At 63.9% G+C, this 16351-nt stretch carries 18 protein-coding genes; 11 read left to right on the top strand and 7 right to left on the bottom strand.

Annotated features, from left to right (window positions below; genetic code table 11):
• Nucleotides 1-103: 103 nt before the first annotated feature.
• On the bottom strand, nucleotides 104-775 hold the full coding sequence (locus FJ980_RS05925; protein ID WP_246676323.1) for a response regulator transcription factor: 672 nt from the start codon (nucleotides 773-775) through the stop codon (nucleotides 104-106).
• Between the two features lie 357 nt (nucleotides 776-1132).
• On the opposite strand from FJ980_RS05925, the gene mgtE reads away from it, so the two are divergent.
• Both mgtE and FJ980_RS05915 read left to right on the top strand, forming a co-directional pair.
• Nucleotides 1133-2551, top strand: coding sequence for a magnesium transporter (gene mgtE / locus FJ980_RS05920; RefSeq protein ID WP_140541996.1), 1419 nt, complete (start codon nucleotides 1133-1135; stop codon nucleotides 2549-2551).
• Between the two features lie 142 nt (nucleotides 2552-2693).
• Nucleotides 2694-3080 carry a MerR family DNA-binding transcriptional regulator gene (locus FJ980_RS05915; protein ID WP_027168973.1) on the top strand — a complete coding sequence of 129 codons (387 nt, stop codon included), beginning with the start codon at nucleotides 2694-2696 and terminating at the stop codon, nucleotides 3078-3080.
• A gap of 321 nt (nucleotides 3081-3401) precedes the next feature.
• On the opposite strand, the gene FJ980_RS05910 is transcribed toward FJ980_RS05915, so the two are convergent.
• Together FJ980_RS05910 and FJ980_RS05905 are read right to left on the bottom strand one after the other, a co-directional pair.
• A complete protein-coding gene (locus FJ980_RS05910) occupies nucleotides 3402-3881 on the bottom strand; it encodes an isoprenylcysteine carboxylmethyltransferase family protein (RefSeq protein ID WP_140541995.1) in 480 nt (159 codons plus the stop codon).
• Entirely contained in the window at nucleotides 3878-4879 is a 1002-nt protein-coding gene (locus FJ980_RS05905; RefSeq protein ID WP_140542014.1) for a DUF1624 domain-containing protein, read from the bottom strand. The genes FJ980_RS05910 and FJ980_RS05905 overlap by 4 nt, the downstream gene beginning before the upstream one ends.
• A gap of 227 nt (nucleotides 4880-5106) precedes the next feature.
• Here FJ980_RS05905 and FJ980_RS05900 point away from each other — a divergent pair, with 227 nt between their 5' ends.
• Nucleotides 5107-6306, top strand: a complete 1200-nt coding sequence (locus tag FJ980_RS05900; RefSeq protein WP_140541994.1) for an MFS transporter — start codon at nucleotides 5107-5109, stop codon at nucleotides 6304-6306.
• On the opposite strand, the gene FJ980_RS05895 is transcribed toward FJ980_RS05900, so the two are convergent.
• Complete coding sequence (locus tag FJ980_RS05895) at nucleotides 6275-7465, bottom strand: aromatic ring-hydroxylating dioxygenase subunit alpha (protein ID WP_140541993.1); 1191 nt, start codon at nucleotides 7463-7465, stop codon at nucleotides 6275-6277. The two genes, FJ980_RS05900 and FJ980_RS05895, sit on opposite strands and share 32 nt — an antisense overlap.
• Nucleotides 7466-7568: 103 nt before the next feature.
• On the opposite strand from FJ980_RS05895, the gene FJ980_RS05890 reads away from it, so the two are divergent.
• From FJ980_RS05890 to cobO, 3 genes are all read left to right on the top strand, one after another.
• Complete coding sequence (locus tag FJ980_RS05890; protein ID WP_140541992.1) at nucleotides 7569-8255, top strand: gamma-glutamylcyclotransferase; 687 nt, start codon at nucleotides 7569-7571, stop codon at nucleotides 8253-8255.
• A gap of 129 nt (nucleotides 8256-8384) precedes the next feature.
• Complete coding sequence (gene cobU / locus FJ980_RS05885; RefSeq protein ID WP_140541991.1) at nucleotides 8385-8930, top strand: bifunctional adenosylcobinamide kinase/adenosylcobinamide-phosphate guanylyltransferase; 546 nt, start codon at nucleotides 8385-8387, stop codon at nucleotides 8928-8930.
• A gap of 1 nt (nucleotide 8931) precedes the next feature.
• On the top strand, nucleotides 8932-9561 hold the full coding sequence (gene cobO, locus FJ980_RS05880) for a cob(I)yrinic acid a,c-diamide adenosyltransferase (protein ID WP_140541990.1): 630 nt from the start codon (nucleotides 8932-8934) through the stop codon (nucleotides 9559-9561).
• On the opposite strand, the gene cbiB is transcribed toward cobO, so the two are convergent.
• Complete coding sequence (gene cbiB, locus FJ980_RS05875; RefSeq protein ID WP_140541989.1) at nucleotides 9558-10547, bottom strand: adenosylcobinamide-phosphate synthase CbiB; 990 nt, start codon at nucleotides 10545-10547, stop codon at nucleotides 9558-9560. The genes cobO and cbiB overlap by 4 nt on opposite strands.
• On the opposite strand from cbiB, the gene cobD reads away from it, so the two are divergent.
• Nucleotides 10546-11601, top strand: coding sequence for a threonine-phosphate decarboxylase CobD (gene cobD, locus FJ980_RS05870; protein ID WP_140541988.1), 1056 nt, complete (start codon nucleotides 10546-10548; stop codon nucleotides 11599-11601). The genes cbiB and cobD overlap by 2 nt on opposite strands.
• A complete protein-coding gene (locus tag FJ980_RS05865) occupies nucleotides 11598-12107 on the top strand; it encodes a tyrosine phosphatase family protein (protein ID WP_140541987.1) in 510 nt (169 codons plus the stop codon). Before cobD ends, FJ980_RS05865 begins: the two co-directional genes overlap by 4 nt.
• An 18-nt stretch (nucleotides 12108-12125) precedes the next feature.
• Here the strand turns inward: FJ980_RS05865 and FJ980_RS05860 are convergent, their stop codons facing one another.
• Both FJ980_RS05860 and FJ980_RS05855 read right to left on the bottom strand, forming a co-directional pair.
• On the bottom strand, nucleotides 12126-12923 hold the full coding sequence (locus tag FJ980_RS05860; RefSeq protein ID WP_140541986.1) for a creatininase family protein: 798 nt from the start codon (nucleotides 12921-12923) through the stop codon (nucleotides 12126-12128).
• Nucleotides 12924-12984: 61 nt separating this feature from the next.
• Entirely contained in the window at nucleotides 12985-13368 is a 384-nt protein-coding gene (locus tag FJ980_RS05855; RefSeq protein WP_140541985.1) for a RidA family protein, read from the bottom strand.
• 253 nt (nucleotides 13369-13621) lie between these two features.
• Here FJ980_RS05855 and FJ980_RS05850 point away from each other — a divergent pair, with 253 nt between their 5' ends.
• Genes FJ980_RS05850 through FJ980_RS05840 form a run of 3 tightly spaced genes read left to right on the top strand, consistent with a single transcriptional unit; the run spans nucleotide 13622 to nucleotide 16301 of the window.
• Complete coding sequence (locus FJ980_RS05850) at nucleotides 13622-14626, top strand: ABC transporter substrate-binding protein (protein ID WP_140541984.1); 1005 nt, start codon at nucleotides 13622-13624, stop codon at nucleotides 14624-14626.
• Between the two features lie 15 nt (nucleotides 14627-14641).
• Nucleotides 14642-15463 (top strand): ABC transporter ATP-binding protein, encoded by an 822-nt coding sequence (locus tag FJ980_RS05845; RefSeq protein WP_140541983.1) that lies wholly within the window; start codon nucleotides 14642-14644, stop codon nucleotides 15461-15463.
• Nucleotides 15450-16301, top strand: coding sequence for an ABC transporter permease (locus FJ980_RS05840; RefSeq protein WP_140541982.1), 852 nt, complete (start codon nucleotides 15450-15452; stop codon nucleotides 16299-16301). The genes FJ980_RS05845 and FJ980_RS05840 overlap by 14 nt, the downstream gene beginning before the upstream one ends.
• The last annotated feature ends 50 nt before the right edge of the window (nucleotides 16302-16351 follow it).

Below are 16351 nucleotides of genomic sequence, written 5' to 3'. Positions count from 1 at the left end.
GAGGCAGTTTCGTTTCGATGACGCCTTGCAACAACACCTTGCCGGGTAAGTTGTTGGCCCTTGCGGGTGGGATGGTCCTACCCGGTTGGCCTACCCGGTGGGCCTAACCTGTAGGTGATTTGGAGGTGCGGCGTTTCTCGCTCGAATAGAGCGCGACGGCCATGGCGCGGTTGCGGACGTCCAGCTTGTCGTAGAGATTCTTCAGGTGATACTTCACCGTGTTCTCGGAAATCCCGGTCCGCGTTGCGATCTGCAAATTGGTCCAGCCGTCGGAAAGCACCGCCAGCAACTCGCGCTCGCGCACGGTGAGCCTGGACAACGGCGTGTCGTTGACCTTGTTGATGTCGATATAGGGAATGCAGATACGCCCGTGGGCGACCGCCAGGATCGTCTCGAAGATCACCGGCGGATCGTCGAACTGGAAGCAGTAGCCTTGCGCGCCGAGGCGCACGCATTGCTTCAGGATGCCGATGTCGTGGTCGTTGGAGAAGATCGCGATGCGCACGCCAAGCTCGCGGCTCTGGACTTCCGCAAGCACATCGGCGCCGTCCATGTCGGCCAGCTTCCAGCCGACGACGGCGACATCGAATTGCGTGGCGGCGGCCAGTTCCAGGAATTGCGCGCCGCTGTGCACGACACCGAGCAAATCGAAGCGGCCGTCGCATTCCAGCATCTCGCGTAAAGCCGAAACGACGAACGGATTGCGTTCGGCGACGACCACGCGAACGCGCCGCTCGGCATTTCCTTCGCTCGTCTTTCCGGACTTGATGTTCAAGGGCAGCGTTTGTCCTCGGAGCATTTGGCGATGCGCTGATCTCTGGATCATGCATCATGACAATTCTGCCTCAATAGGGAAGGGGTGCTCTTTCCCCAGCGACATGCGCTGTCGCGCCCGCTGAAGCGTTATCACACCTGCGACGCGGTAGTCGCACGCTGCTTCCGAGAAGTGCGGGGCGAAGGCGGCCGTCACATTTCCTTGGCTATTCCGCGCGCTAGAGCGACATCTTTCCAAGACGAATCCTATTGCCGCGCTATCTGCCGAACAGGGTTTGGATTTCCCGAAAAGCGGTTTCCCCTTTTCGGGATCATGCACTAGACCTCGTTTGGGGATTCCTCGTTGCGGGAGGCGCTGGTGGAAGGCCAGGACAGACAGACGACCGGCGCCGCGCCCGCCGAGGAGCGCCACGCCGACATCTATGGCGAGGACGGCGCCGTGCGCGCCTCCTTCCTTGCCCAGATCGGCGCGGCGATCGCCGACCGCGACACGATCACCCTCAAGCGCGAGGTCGACGACCTGCACCAGTCGGAGCTCGGCGACGTGCTGGAAGCGCTTCATCCCGAACAGCGCCGGGCTTTGGTCGAACTGCTCGGCTCCGATTTCGACTTCTCCGCGCTGACCGAAGTCGACGAGGCGATCCGCCTCGACATCGTCGACAATCTGCCCAACGCACAGATCGCGCAGGCGGTGCAGGAGCTCGATTCCGACGACGCCGTCTACATCCTCGAGGACCTCGAGAAGGAAGACCAGGACGAGATCCTGTCGCAACTGCCTTTCACCGAGCGCATCAGGCTCAGGCGCGCGCTCGACTATCCGGAAGAGACCGCCGGCCGGCGCATGCAGACGGAGTTTGTCGCCGTGCCGCCGTTCTGGACCATCGGTCAGACCATCGACTACATGCGCGAGGACAGAAACCTGCCCGAGCGCTTCAGCCAGATCTTCGTCATCGACCCTAGCTTCAAGCTGCTCGGCGCCATCGATCTCGACCAGATCCTGCGCAACAAGCGCGCGGTCAAGGTCGAGGACGTCATGCATGAGACCCTGCATGCGATCTCGGCCACGATGGACCAGGAAGAGGCGGCGCGCGAGTTCGAGCAGTACAATTTGCTCTCCGCCGCCGTGGTCGACGAGAACGGGCGGCTGGTCGGCGTGCTGACCATCGACGACGTGGTCGACGTCATCCAGGAAGAGGCGGAAGAGGACCTTTTGCGCATGGGCGGCGTCGGCGACGAAGAACTGTCCGACACGGTGCTCGCCACCTCGCGCTCGCGCGTGCCCTGGCTGCTGGTCAACCTTGTGACCGCCTTCCTTGCTGCCTCGGTCATCGGCCTGTTCGACCGCACGATCGAGCATATCGTGGCGTTGGCGGTGCTGATGCCGATCGTCGCCGGCATGGGCGGCAACGCCGGCTCGCAGACCATGACCGTCACCGTGCGCGCACTGGCGACCAGGGACCTCGATATCTACAACGCCGCCCGCATCATCCGTCGCGAGGTCGGTGTGGGCTTCATCAACGGCATCGTCTTCGCTACGCTGATAGGCATCGTGGCCGCAGTCTGGTTCCGCGATCCCAATCTGGGCGGCATCATCGCGGCGGCGATGATCATCAACATGTTCGCGGCTGCCTTGGCCGGGATTCTCATCCCGCTGCTCCTTGACCGTTTCAAGATCGATCCGGCCGTGGCCTCCGCCGTCTTCGTCACCACCGTCACCGACGTCGTCGGCTTCTTTGCTTTCCTTGGCTTGGCTACCTGGTGGTTCAGCATTCGCTAAAGCAATAAGGCGCCGTTAATTGACTTTTACGTAAATGCCGTGCGAGGTTGCCGCGGGGTCACGTGCCGATTCCGGCGCTGGATGGTATCACCGGAGGGAAGGGCGACGCTTCAAGCGGCGATGCCCTGGCTTGGGAGCGGGAATGCGGGAATATTACACGATCACCGAGCTGACGCGCGAATTCGACGTGTCGACGCGGACATTGCGTTTTTACGAGGACGAGGGGCTGGTGCAGCCGGTAAGGCGCGGCCGCACGCGGCTGTTTCGGCCGTCGGACCGGCATCTCATCCGCCAGATCATGCGGGGAAAAAGGCTCGGCTTCTCGATCAACGAGATCCGCGAGATCATCCAGATGTACAAGGAGCCGCCCGGCGAGGTCGGCCAGCTCAAGCTGATGATCAAGCGCATCGAGGAAAAGCGCGAGGACCTGCGCCAGAAGCGGCGCGACCTGGAAGAGACGCTGGCTGAATTGGACCAGGCGGAAGAGTCCTGCGTGGAGCGGCTGGCCGAGCTGGGTGTGAATACGTAGCCCGCTGACAGGCGAAGACCAACTACCGCAAACGTTCGAGATTAGCCGGTCCCTCTCAGCTTCGTCATCCACGGGCGAAGCGGACGCGGAGACCCGAGGATCCATTCCGTGACCTCGATCGAAGGGCGCGGCGGAGCAGAAGTCTGCACCGTTGCAACGCCTTGATGTCACGGAATGGATTCTATGGTCTGCGCGCGTCGCTTCGCTCCTTGCTTCGCCATAGAATGACGACGGGAGAGGCGCTGCGGCTAGCTAAAGGCGAAACACGCTAGCCCACCCGCTAAGGACGCCTGGCCCGCGACCGATCCAAGCGAAGCAACTTCAAATCCAGCGCCGCACCCTTTTTGCGTAATCGCGGTATTTCTTGCCGAATTTCGCCGCCAGGATCTTTTCTTCCTTCTCGATCGCCAGTTTCTGCGTTGCGAAGCCGGCGAGGAAGGCAAAGAGCAGGAACCAGGCGATGCCGGTGATGAAGGCGACGCCGATCAGAAGCAGCGTGTTGGCGAGATACATCGGGTTGCGCGTGATGCCGAAGGGGCCTGACGTCACCAGATGATCGGGCTCGGCGTTGGGGTCGAATGTCGTCTTGGCCCGCATCATCACGCGGATGGCAGTGACCCAGAGCATGGCGACGCCGAACAGCGCCACCCAACCGACGCCGAACAGGAGATCGCCGAAGATGTCGCCGATCCAGGGCAGCGGGTAGAGCATGCCGAGGACGACGCTCGCCGCAATCGCCGCGACATAGATCACCGGCGGCCAGGGAATGATCCCGTGTCTTGGCTTTGCGATGCCCGTCATTGCTGCCCTCCCTCCATCTGGTCCTGCGTCGCGGCGGTGCAGGTTTCCGCCAGGTCGGCCAGATGCGATTTCCAGACGCTGGACTGATCGTTGGCGTAGAGCTTGTCGAGCGACCCTTCGCCCTTCAGCGTGTCCAGCATGCAGCCACAATAGCTCGTACAGAACTTGCTGTCGCGCTGCTGTTCGCACTGTGCCTGGCAAGCCGGCAGGAAGCCGGCTTCCCTGTCCTGAGGAGCTGCCGGCATGACCTGCGAGAACAGCCACACCGAGCCGAACAGAAGCGGCTGGTGGATGAGGTAGAAGGCGAGGCTGTGCCGGCCGATGAAGGTCAGCGGCTTAGACCAGCGGCCGGGCCGCCATGTTCCCAGCCGGGCGAGAAAGCCAGTGGCGGAAGCGAGCTTCGCCGTGGCGATGCCCGCAAGCACCGCGCCGAACCACGGGAAAAGCGGCACGTAATCGTTGGAACGCGGATTGGTGGCGGAAAGGCCAACCCACCACAGCGCCGGATGGTCGAAGAACTCCGACCGCAGATAGTAAGGGGCGGCAATGACCGCCGCGGCGATGATCGCTGTCACCAGCCAGGGCAGCCTTAGAAAGGCGAGGCCGAGCAGGCTCGCCAGCGCGATCTCATGCAGGATGCCGAAGAAGATGAACCCGTCCGGGGTGACGATGTAGGTGACTGCCGAGATGGCGGCCGCTGCGATGGCCACCATGGCAAAGCGCTTCCAGAAGCCTGGCCAGCGGATCTGACGGCCATGGGCGAGGAAAAGGCTGACGCCAACCAAGAACAGGAAAGTCGAGGCAATGCAGCGCGCGTAGAATTTCCACCAGCCGAAGGCGGTGAGGGCGGGCGCGGTGTAGCCGAAGTTTTCGAGGTCCCAGGTGAAGTGGTAGCTCGCCATCGCGATCAGCGCGATGCCGCGCAGGATGTCGATGGCCTGGATGCGGCCGTGCTTTGGCGCGTCCTGAACAGGGCCGCTCGTCGTTTGAAGGCTCATCATCTCGATCCGATTCAGTCGTGCCAAACGACTATCACGGTTCAAGTGGACGACAGAAGCAGGCGGCCATCAATGCCGTTCATGGCAGCCATGAAATTTCGCTTTAGGCCAGAGCTGGAAAGCCTTTGGCAGGCTTCGCTTTTCGGCCTCTCGGAGTCGGTTTCCTGCTACTGGCCGGCAGCCGGTCCGGCCAGATTCGGGCGCGGGATTCACGTTTCGGAGGGCCGATGTCCACCCATGTGCGCCATCCGATCTGGCTTCCGGCCCTGCGGCCGGCGGACGCGCGCACCTTCGCCTCGCTCTATGCGGTTGAATCCTTCGCCCGCGCCACGATCTCAAGCGTGATCCCGATCCAGGCCTACGAGATCCTGCACAATGAGCGGATCGTCTCGATCCTCTACACGATCGTGTCCCTGATGGGCCTTTCGGTCACGCTGTTCATGCCGGTGCTCATCCGCCGCTTCGCGCGGCGCTGGGTCTACACGGCCGGCTGCGTGCTGCTGGCGCTCGGCTCCGCCTTCTTCGTCACCCACTCGCTGCCCGGCCAGATTGCCGGCATGCTGTGCCGCGTCATGGGGGCGAGCGCGCTGTCGATCACGCTCAACCTCTACATCATGGATCACATCCGCAAGACCGACTTCATGCAGGCAGAATCGCTGCGCATGGCGTGGTCGATGTTCGCCTGGACCGGCGGGCCGACGCTCGGCATCTTCCTCTACACCCATTTCGGCATCTATGCCGCGCATGGCGCGGTCGTCGTGTTTGCGTTCGCCCTGCTTTGCCTGTTCTGGTTCTATCGGCTGAGCGACAACCAGTCGATCCGGCCCGGCAAGTCGCGGCCCGCCAATCCACTTGCCAATATCGGCCGCTTCGTGAAACAGCCAAGGCTCAGGCTTGCCTGGCTGATCGCCTTCGGCCGCTCCTGCTTCTGGACGACGTTCTTCGTCTACGGCCCGCTGTTCATGGTGATCACCGGCCAGGGCGAGCTCGCCGGCGGCTTGCTGGTTTCGGCCGGCAACGCGCTCCTGTTCGCGGCGATCTTCTGGGGCAGGGCCGGCAAGCGCTTCGGCGGGCGCAAGGTCATGACTTTCGCCTATTTCGCCATGTCGGCCATGTTGTTTGCCGCGGGCGGAATCGGCGAGGCGGCGCCGTTGCTTACCGGCGCGCTGCTGCTTTGCGGCGCCTTGTTCACCATCGCGCTCGATGCGCTCGGCTCGACCGTCTTCATGCGCTCGGTGCGCGCTTACGAGAAGGCGCAGATGGCAGCGGTCTACCGCACCTATCTCGATTTCTCCGAGCTGACGCCGCCGCTCGTCTATTCGGTGGTGCTGGCCTTCTTCGGCCTCGGATCGGTGTTCATCACGCTCGGCATCCTGGCCGCCTTCTGCGGCTTCATCACCTGGCGGTATCTGCCGAAGGCGTTCTGAACGCTGCGTGATGGCCGCGCACCCAATCGTGGAAGCGGTGCAGATCGTATTCCTCCGGCATCAGCACGCCGGCTTTGTGGCGCAGCGAGCGAAGCCCCTTCTGGTTGATCTCGCAGATCGCGGCGTCTTCTTCGAGCACCTGGGTGCCGAAGGCGACGATGTTTTCGACATCGGTCTCAGCCAACGCTTCCGGAGCGAACAGCCATTCGGCGGTCAGCTCGGTCTGCTCCGGGCCGAGCGGGGCGAGCCGCACGGTGCGCATATAGTCGACATGGCCGACGATGAACATCGAGGGCAGCGAGGTGGTGTAGGTCTGGCCGGCAGCGCGCTCGGCCGGCGTCAAGCCGGAAAAGACAGGGCCATGGACATGGCCGTCCCTGGACCAGGTTTCGGCGCCGGGGCGCAGCCGGCCGGAGAATTCCGGGGCGTCATTGTCGGCGTGGCGCGCCCATTCGGGATCGTCATGCTTGGCCATCAGGCCGCGGCCATAGATCGGCACCAGTCGCGACAAATCCTTATGCACGCCGGGGCAGTGCAGGCATTCGTTGAAGTTCTCCCAGAAAATCTTCCAATTGCAGTTCATCACTTTGGTGAGCCGGTGGCCGGTGACTAGGCTTTCCAGAGGCCAGCTGGAAAGATCTCCGGAGGCGCGATCGAAGGAGCTTTCCGCCGAGCCGTCGGGATGCTCGGCGAGGTTGACGAAGACGAAACCGCGCCACACCGATAGCGCCACGCGGTAGAGCGGATAGTCGGCCTTGTCGAAGCTCTCGGGCAGCGATTTCGACGGCACGCGCACGAGATCGCCGCGCAGCGAATAGGACCAGGCGTGATAGGGGCAGGTCAGCAGCCTGGCTTTCAGCCGCCCGGCGCTCTCCTGGCAAAGCTGCGAGCCGCGATGCCTGCAGGTGTTGTGGAAGGCGCGCAAGGCGCCGGTCTCGTCGCGCAGCACGACGATCTCCTGGCTGCCGATGCGGAACGCTCGGAAGGCGAGGGGCTCGTCGATATCGGTCTCGCGGCAGACCATCAGCCAGCTTCGGTACCAGATGGCGTCCAGATCGCGACGATACTCGTCGGCGCCCCAATAGGCGGCGGACGGCAAGGTTGGCTGGAGGCTGGTCAGGCCGTTGTAAGGATCGCGTTCGCTCTGATCGGACCGCATCGGATACTCCGTGGCTGCCGACAGCCGACACCCGGGCCAAGGAGTTGTCAATCGCGAGGCGGCCGCATTGTCTCGGTCGCGCGGGAACCTTAAGGTCGCGCGCATGCTGCCAAGAGCCATGTCGCTTACCGAGGAACTGGTCGCCCGCTGCTTCCGCACGGTCGAGGATGTGGGCCCGGATCCCGATGCGGCGCATCTGGATGACAGCGACTATGCGGCGATGCTGGATGCTTTCGAGGCCGAGCTTCCGGCGACGGAACCGCTCTGGCTGTTCGGCTATGGATCGCTCATCTGGAAGCCTGAGATCGAGCACACCGAGGAATGCGTGGCGCTTGCGCGCGGCTGGCACCGCTCGTTCTGCATGAAGATGACGCGCTGGCGCGGCACCAAGGAGCAACCCGGCCTTATGATGGCGCTCGATCGCGGAGGCCAGTGCAAAGGGGTTGCTTTCCGGCTGGTCGAGAACAACCGAAGGCAGGGCCTGGACAAGCTTTTCCGGCGTGAGATGACATTGAAGCCGACAAGCTACTGGCCGCGCCTTCTGCAGCTATCAACCGACAAGGGACCATTGCGTGCGCTGGCTTTCGTCATCAATCGCAACGGTACAACTTTTGCAGGCCCGCTCAGCGAGGACGAGGTGGTCGAGCGGCTGGCGACCTCCTGCGGCCATTGGGGCTCGGGCGCCGACTATCTCTACAACACGGTGAAGAATCTCGAGCAGCGCGGCATCCACGATACGCATTTGTGGCGGTTGCAGCAGCTGGTCGCGGCGCGGATTGCCGGCTCGTAGCACCGCAAGTCGTGCCGCAATCGCGCCGGGCGGTGGCGGAATTGGGTTTGCCGGTGGTCGCGCTTCTGCCTAAGGTTCGCGCACCGTCGGCCTCTGGGCCGCGACACGATTCCAACCTGGAAGGTAAGAATGACCGGCGCGACAGCCGCGAGCGGCAATAGAGCTTCCGATGGGAAGCTGACCTTCATCCTGGGCGGTGCCCGTTCGGGCAAGAGCACGCATGCCGAGGCGCTGACAACCGCCCATCCATCGCCCTGGACCTACATTGCCACGGCGCAGGCCTATGACGACGAGATGCGCGAGCGCATCGCGCTGCATCGGTCGCGGCGCGGCGAAGGCTGGGTCACCGTCGATGCGCCGCTCGATCTGGTGGGCGCAATCGAGGCTTTGCCGACCCACCAACCTGTGCTGATCGATTGCCTGACATTGTGGCTCACCAACCACCTGCTGGCCGAACATGATGTCGAGGCCGAATGCCGGCGGCTCAAGGATGCGCTGTCGCGGCCGCGCGGGCCATGGTTCGTGGTTTCAAACGAAGTCGGCCTGGGCATCGTGCCCGACAATGCGCTGGCGCGCCGGTTCCGCGACGCCGCCGGCCGGCTCAACCAGCAGGTGGCGACCGCTGCCGACAGCGTTCTCATGATGGTGGCGGGATTGCCACTCAAGGTGAAGTGACATGGCCGAAATCGAAGACAAGACCATTGATGACAAGGACGCCGAGCGCCACCGCGCCAAGATGGCCAAGCGCAAGGCGGTGCAGGATGCCGAAGTGGCCGGCAAGACGGTTGAAAAGGGGCTGCTGATCGTCAACACCGGGCCGGGCAAGGGCAAGACCACGGCTGCCTTCGGCCTGGCGCTGAGAATGCTGGGCTATGGCAAGCGCGTCGGCGTCGTGCAGTTCATCAAAGGCAAATGGCATACCGGCGAGAAGGATGCTTTCGCGGCCTTCGGCGACCGTGTCGTCTGGCATGCGATGGGCGAGGGTTTTACCTGGGAGACGCAGGACCTGAAGCGCGACATCGCCGCCGCCGAAGCCGCCTGGGCCAAGGCGTTGGAGCTGATCGCCGATCCGTCGATGAGCCTCGTGGTGCTCGACGAACTCAACATCGCGCTGCGCTACGACTATCTCGATCTGGAAAAGGTGGTCGCGGCGCTGAAGGCGCGCCGGGACGACCTGCATGTGATCGTCACCGGCCGCAACGCCAAGCCGCTCCTTGTCGAGGCGGCCGATCTCGTCACCGAGATGGGGCTGACCAAGCACCATTTCGCCGCGGGCGTGAAGGCGCAGCAGGGAATTGAGTTTTAGCCGCCGATCAAGATGGTCAGGTAGATCACGATCGCGGAGACGACCGCGAACAGGCCGAGCAGCAGCCAGTCGGCTATGCGATAGAGCTTGAGCGCCTGGCGGATGTCGGTGCTTTCGGCCTCGCGGCGGCCGCCTTCGCCCATGAAGGCGTCCTCGACGACTTCGCCGCCATAGCTGCGCGGTCCGGCTAGCGAAAGCCCCAGCGCGCCGGCCATCGCCGCCTCCGGCCAGCCGGCATTGGGCGAACGGTGCTTCCTCGCGTCGCGACGCATGACATGCCAGGCGGAGTGCGGATCGGCGCCCGGGACGAGAAAGGCCGCCAGCACGATGAGCAGCCCGGTAAGCCGCGATGCGGGTAGGTTGACCAGATCGTCGAAACGGGCGGCCGCACGGCCAAAGGCTTCGTATTTCGGCGTGCGGTGGCCGATCATCGAATCGGCGGTGTTGGCGGCCTTGTAGGCAGCACCTCCGCCAAGGCCGCCGATGCCGGTCCAGAAGGCGGGCGCGACAATGCCGTCCGAAAAATTCTCGGCCAGGCTTTCGATCGCGGCACGCGCGACACCGGGCTTGTCGAGCTTTTCCGGATCGCGGCCGACAATGCGCGATACGGCGATGCGGCCGAGCGTCAGGCCGCCGGTCTCCAGCGCGTCGGCGACCTCCTCGACATGCTCTGCGAGGCTTTTCTGCGACAGCAGCGAGGAACCGAGGATGGCGGCGATGACGAGGCCCGTAGGGAACATCATCCAGAGCAGGACATGCAGCGCCAGGCCGATCAGGCCGGGCACCAGCAGAATGACGAGCAAGGCCTGGACGCCGCGTCGGCGACGCAATTCGTCGGAATCCGTAGCGTGGTTGAGCCGGCGATCGAGAAAGGATATCAGCCTGCCGATCCAGGTGACCGGATGGCCGATGGCGCCGAACAGCCAGTCCGGGTAGCCGAGGGCCCGTTCGACGGCGAGTGACAGGAAAGCGATCAGGACGGACATGAAACTTCTAAGCGGAGCGATTGCAGCGGTTGATCATGGCGGCAGCCTTGGCCGGGCAAACGCGCTTTTTCCTCATGCACCAAAACCTTTCGTGGACCTCTCGACAGGTATCAATCCGCACTCCTATCCGCTTTTCGATCTGCCCGCCACAGCGCTGTCCCGATTGCCGGAGGCAGGACAACTGCGCGAATTGGCCGAAATTGCGGCCAGGGCCTATGGCGCGCCGTCGGCGGCGCATGTGGCGGCGGCGCCCGGCACGCAGATTCTCCTGCCGCGCGTCGCTTCGCTGCTACGGCCAGGCAAGGCGCTGGTGCTTGGCCCGACCTATGCCGAACATGCCCGGGCCGCCGCTATCGCGGGGCATGTCGTTGCGGAAGTCAGCGATTTCGGCGCGCTGGCCGAGGCGGACCTTGCGGTGCTGGTCAATCCCAACAATCCGGATGGGCGGCTGGTCGAAAAGGCCCGTCTGCTCGACCTTGCGGCGCGGCTTCGCGCCAAGGGCGGGCTGCTGGTCGTCGACGAGGCCTTCATGGATGTCGGCCCAATCGAGCAAAGCCTCGCCGGCGATGTCGGGCAGGGTGCCATCGTCGTGCTGCGCTCCTTCGGCAAGTTCTTCGGCCTTGCGGGTGTGAGACTCGGCTTCGCGCTGGCGGATCCGCTGACGGGCGAGCGGCTGGATGCGCAGCTCGGGCCTTGGGCGGTCGCCGGCCCGGCGCTCGAATATGGCATCCGCGCCTTGTCGGATGCGGCGTGGCAGGCCGATATGCGGCAACGCCTGGCGCAGGATGCCGGGCGGCTCGACGCGCTGCTTGGCCGATTCGATGTTCCGGTCGCCGGCGGCACCAGCCTGTTCCGCTATCTGTCGTTTCCCGAGGCCGCAGGCGTTTTTTCGGCACTTGGCTCGAGCGGCGTGCTGGTCCGCCATTTTGCCGAGCGGCCTCAAGTGCTGCGTGTCGGTTTGCCGGGCAATGAAGCGGAATGGCAACGCCTCGAAGGCGCCCTTGCCACGTGGGCCGCGCGGCGCAAGGATGCGCCAAAGGAGTTCGGGCAATGATCCACGTCTGTTCGCTGTCGAAGGTCGACGAGGCCGTGGCAAGGACCGGTGCGCAACGGTTGTTGTCGCTGCTCGCCGCAGGCACCGAAGTGGTCCGCCCGGCCTCGATCCTGGCGGAAAACCACCTGCATCTCGTCATGCACGACATCGCTGTCGCGCAGGAAGGCATGACGATGCCCGGCGAGGAGCATGTGCGGGCCTTGCTCGATTTCGCCTATCGCTGGGATCGGGCGAAGCCTCTGGTGGTGCATTGCTATGCCGGCGTCAGCCGCTCGACGGCATCGGCCTACATCATCGCGGCGGCGCTGGCGCCAAAGCGCGACGAGATGGAACTCGCCCGGACGCTGCGCTTCCTCTCGCCGACGGCCACGCCCAATCCGCGGCTGATCGCCGTCGCCGACATGCTGCTTGAGCGTGACGGCCGCATGATCGCGGCGATTGACGCCATCGGACGCGGCGCCGACGCGTTTGAGGGGATCCCCTTCGAATTGGCGATCGAAGCTTAAGTCAAAGCAGACCCGCCGCTACGACAGCCACTCGGCAAGCTTCGCCTTGCGCACATCCCGGACCAGGTTGATAAAACCGTCGGCCTGCATTTCCGCCGTCAGCCGGCCCTTATCGGCCGTGGCGATGGAGGCATCGCCGACCACGCCGTTCGGATTGAGGTCGCTGGCGATCCAGGCGAAGGCATGCGTGCCAGTGTGGCGCAGCAGGGCGAATTCCTTTTCGGCGCGCCCGACATTGGAGACGAAATTCTCCGCCTTGCTCATGTCGACGAGGTCGGGCCGGAAGTGCAGCATCAGCGAGGTCTCGACATCGCCGCCATGGATGCCGTGACGGTCCTCGAACTCGGTGTACATTCCGGCCGGGCGGCCGAAACGCTGCCAGCTCGTCTTCACCGACAGCATTTTGGCGCGCACGCGCAATTCGCGCGAAATGATGCCCATGATCTCTTCATTGCCGCCATGCGAATTGACGACGATCAGCTTTCTCACCCCGGCGCGGGCGACCGACAGGCCAAGCTCGGTCCAGGCGTCGACCAAGGTGGTCGCGGGCAAAGTGAGCGTTCCCGGCGCATGCAGGTGCTCGTTCGACTTGCCGACCGCCTGCACCGGCAGGATGCGGATGTCGAGATCGTCGGGCAGACGCGCGATCACCGTCTCCAGCATGCCCGCCATGATCGAGGTGTCGGTCGAGACCGGAAGGTGCGGGCCGTGCTGCTCGATCGCCGCCACCGGCAGCACGGCGATGGTCGCTTCGGCGTCGATCGAGGCGTATTCGGTCGTCCGGTAATCGCCCCACCACACGCGTCTTGTCGTCACTTTTCGTCTCCCGATTGGTCTGCTGTCCGGCCTGAGGTCTAGAGACTATCCCCGGAAACAGCTAGCCCGCTGCCAGAACTTCGACCTCGACCTTGAATTCCGGGCGGGCGAAGCCGGAGACGATCATCAGCGTGGAGGCCGGCGCCGGATCGGAAAAGAGCCGGTTGCGGACATCCATATAGGCTTGCAGGTGCTCGCGGCCGATGACGAAGGCGTTGATGCGCACGATGTCGTTCAAGGTCAGCCCGGCCTCGCTCAGAATCGCGGCGATGTTCTTGAAGCAGAGCTCGGCCTGCGCGCCGGCATCCTCCGGCACGGCATCGTCGGGGCCGATGCCCAATTGACCCGAGCACAGCACCAGGCGCTTTCCGGCCGGTATTTCGACGCCGTGGCTGTAGCGGGCGAAAGGCGGCTTGATCGACTTGGGGGCGAGGTATTTGAGCATGGCATTCTCCTGTCGGCCGACAGCCTAGTGGCGGATTCATGAAACATTCAAGATGCCGTGGACGCCGCCGGGAGCGATTATGGACAGGCGTCCAAAAAATAGGCACGATGCCTCGCGTACGGCATGACCCGTCCGGTCTCGGCAATGACTGCCGCACGAGCAGGCGGCGCTGGCGGTGGCATGTGTCTTGCTTCTTGAATCAATGGTGTCGAGCCCAGCGCGTTGCGCGCCGGAGCTAAGAGAGGGTGAGTTTATGATCGGACAAGGAAAGATGCTGGCGGGCGCCGTCGTCCTGCTGGCTGCGGGCACGCTGACTGCTGCCGCGAACGAGAAGGTGACGTTCGGCACCAATTGGCTGGCCGAGCCGGAGCATGGCGGCTACTACCAGGCGATCGCCGACGGCACCTATGCCGCCTGCGGCCTCGATGTGACCGTCATGCAGGGTGGCCCGCAGGTCAGCGGCCGGCCGATGCTGCTTGCCGGCAAGATCGATTTCTACATGGGCGGCAATCTGCTGTCGGCCTTCGATGCCGTGCAGCAGGGCATTCCGATGCGTGTCGTCGCGTCCGACTTCCAGAAGGATCCGCAGGTCATCATGTCCCATCCGGGAGAGGGGCTGGACAAGTGGGAGGACCTCAAGAACGCCGACCAGTACATCATGGGCGACGAAGGCGCGCAGACCTTCTTCCAATGGATGGTCACCGATCTTGGCTTCGACGCCGCCAAGCGCGTGCCCTACACGTTCAATCCGGCGCCCTTCATCGCCAACAAGAAGTCGATCCAGCAGGGCTATGTGACGTCCGAGCCGTTTGCCGTGCAGAAGCAGGGCGGCTTCACGCCGAACCAGTTCCTGCTAGCCGACTATGGCTGGGATACCTATGCGACCACCATCGAGGTGATGCAGGACACGATCGACAAGCGCCCGGAGGTGGTGCAATGCTTCGTCGATGGCTCGGCCAAGGGCTGGTACAAATACCTCTATGGCGACAACAAGGCCGCCAACGAGATGATCAAGAAGGACAATCCGGACATGACGGATGAGCAGATCGCCTTCTCGATCGAGCAGATGAAGAAGTTCGGCGTGGTCGATTCGGGCGATTCGGAAAAGCTCGGCATCGGCGCGATGACCGAAGCCCGCATCCGAAGTTTTTACGACAAGATGGTCAAGGCCAAGGTCGCGCAGCCGGGCCTCGACATCAAGAAAGCCTATACGCTGGCCTTCATCAACAAGGGTGTCGGGCTGGAGCTGAAGAAGTAGGGCGGCCGGCCTGAGATGATCCAGGAGAAAGTGGCTGAGACGCCGGCGGCATCGGGGGAGGCCCCGATGCTGCTGGCGTTGCGCAGTGTCGGCAAGGTCTTTTCCAACGGCGTGACGGCGCTGAGCAAGGTCGACCTGGCGATCCGCGAGGGCGATTTCGTGAGCCTGCTCGGCCCCTCGGGCTGCGGCAAGTCGACGGCGCTTCGGCTGATCGCCGGCCTGTCGACGCCGACGTCCGGCCACCTCGACTGGCGCGGCTCAATCGACCGCTCGAATATCGGCTTCGTCTTCCAGGAGCCGACGCTGCTGCCTTGGGCCAGCGTCTTCGACAATGTCTGGCTTCCGCTGAGGCTGAAAGGGGTGTCGCGCGCCAAGGCGGAGCCGGCGGTGATGGAGATGCTGTCGCGCGTCCACCTCAGCGGCTTCGAGAACGCCGTGCCGCGCGAGCTTTCCGGCGGCATGAAGATGCGCGTCTCGATCGCGCGGGCCATGGTGACCAAGCCGCGCATCCTTCTGATGGACGAGCCTTTCGCGGCGCTCGACGAGATCACCCGCTTCAAGCTCAACAACGACCTTCTGGAACTTTGGCAGGACGAGCGCTTCACCGTCATCTTCGTCACCCACAGCGTCTTCGAGAGCGTGTTCCTGTCCAGCCGCGTCGTCGTCATGGCCGCGCGCCCGGGTCGCGTTTTCGGCGAACTCCCCATCCATGCGCCCTATCCCCGCGACGAAGCGTTCCGCACCTCACCGGGCTATGCTGCGCTTTGCCGGCAGGCCTCGGGCGTGCTGGTCGACGCCATCAACTCAACCGCCGGATCACAAAATGACGGCCATTGAAGACAATGTCCTGACGCTCGATCCGGAAGAGGCACGCCGCGCCCGCCAGGAGCGGCTGGAGCGGATCGGCAAATGGGTGCTGCCGCTGGCGATCATGGTGCTGGCGATCGTGCTGTGGGACCGCATCTGCGTCTGGAACGAGATCCCGCAATATATCCTGCCGCGGCCGGGCGTGGTGCTGCAGACGCTGCACAACGATGCGGGGCTGTTGTTCTCGTCACTGCTGGTGACGCTCAGGATCACCTTTTTCAGCCTGTTGCTCGCCGTGATCGGCGGCGTCGGACTGGCGGTGCTGTTCGCGCAGTCGAAATGGGTGGAGATGTCGTTCTTCCCCTTCGCCATCGTGCTGCAGGTGACGCCGATCGTCGCCATCTTCCCCTTGATCAACATCTATGTGGACAACCAGACCGTCAAACTGCTGCTCTGCGCCTGGATCGTCGCCTTCTTTCCGATCCTGTCCAACACCACGCTCGGCCTGAACTCGGTCGACCGCAATCTGCGGGACCTGTTCAAGCTCAACGGCGCGACGCGCTGGCAGCAATTGCGCTATCTGCGCCTGCCGGCAGCGATGCCTTATTTCCTCGGCGGGCTGAAGATCGCCGGCGGCCTGTCGCTGATCGGCGCGGTGGTGGCGGAATTCGTCGCCGGCGCGCAGGGGCAGTCGTCGGGGCTCGCGTCGCGTATCATCGAGGCCGGTTACCGGCTCAATGCTCCGCGCTTGTTCGCGGCGCTGATCCTGATCTCGCTCACCGGCATATTGATCTTCCTGGTGCTGTCGCTGGTGTCGCATCTCATCTTGCGCCGCTGGCACGAGAGCGCGCTGAAACAGGAGCGGTAAGGTGCGCGACGCGATTGAGAATAGTGAGGCGTCCATTTGGGGACCAGTTC

This window comes from Mesorhizobium sp. B1-1-5 (assembly GCF_006443065.1).
In the GTDB taxonomy this organism is placed as follows: domain Bacteria; phylum Pseudomonadota; class Alphaproteobacteria; order Rhizobiales; family Rhizobiaceae; genus Mesorhizobium.
This window is presented reverse-complemented; position numbering and strand designations above follow the sequence as displayed.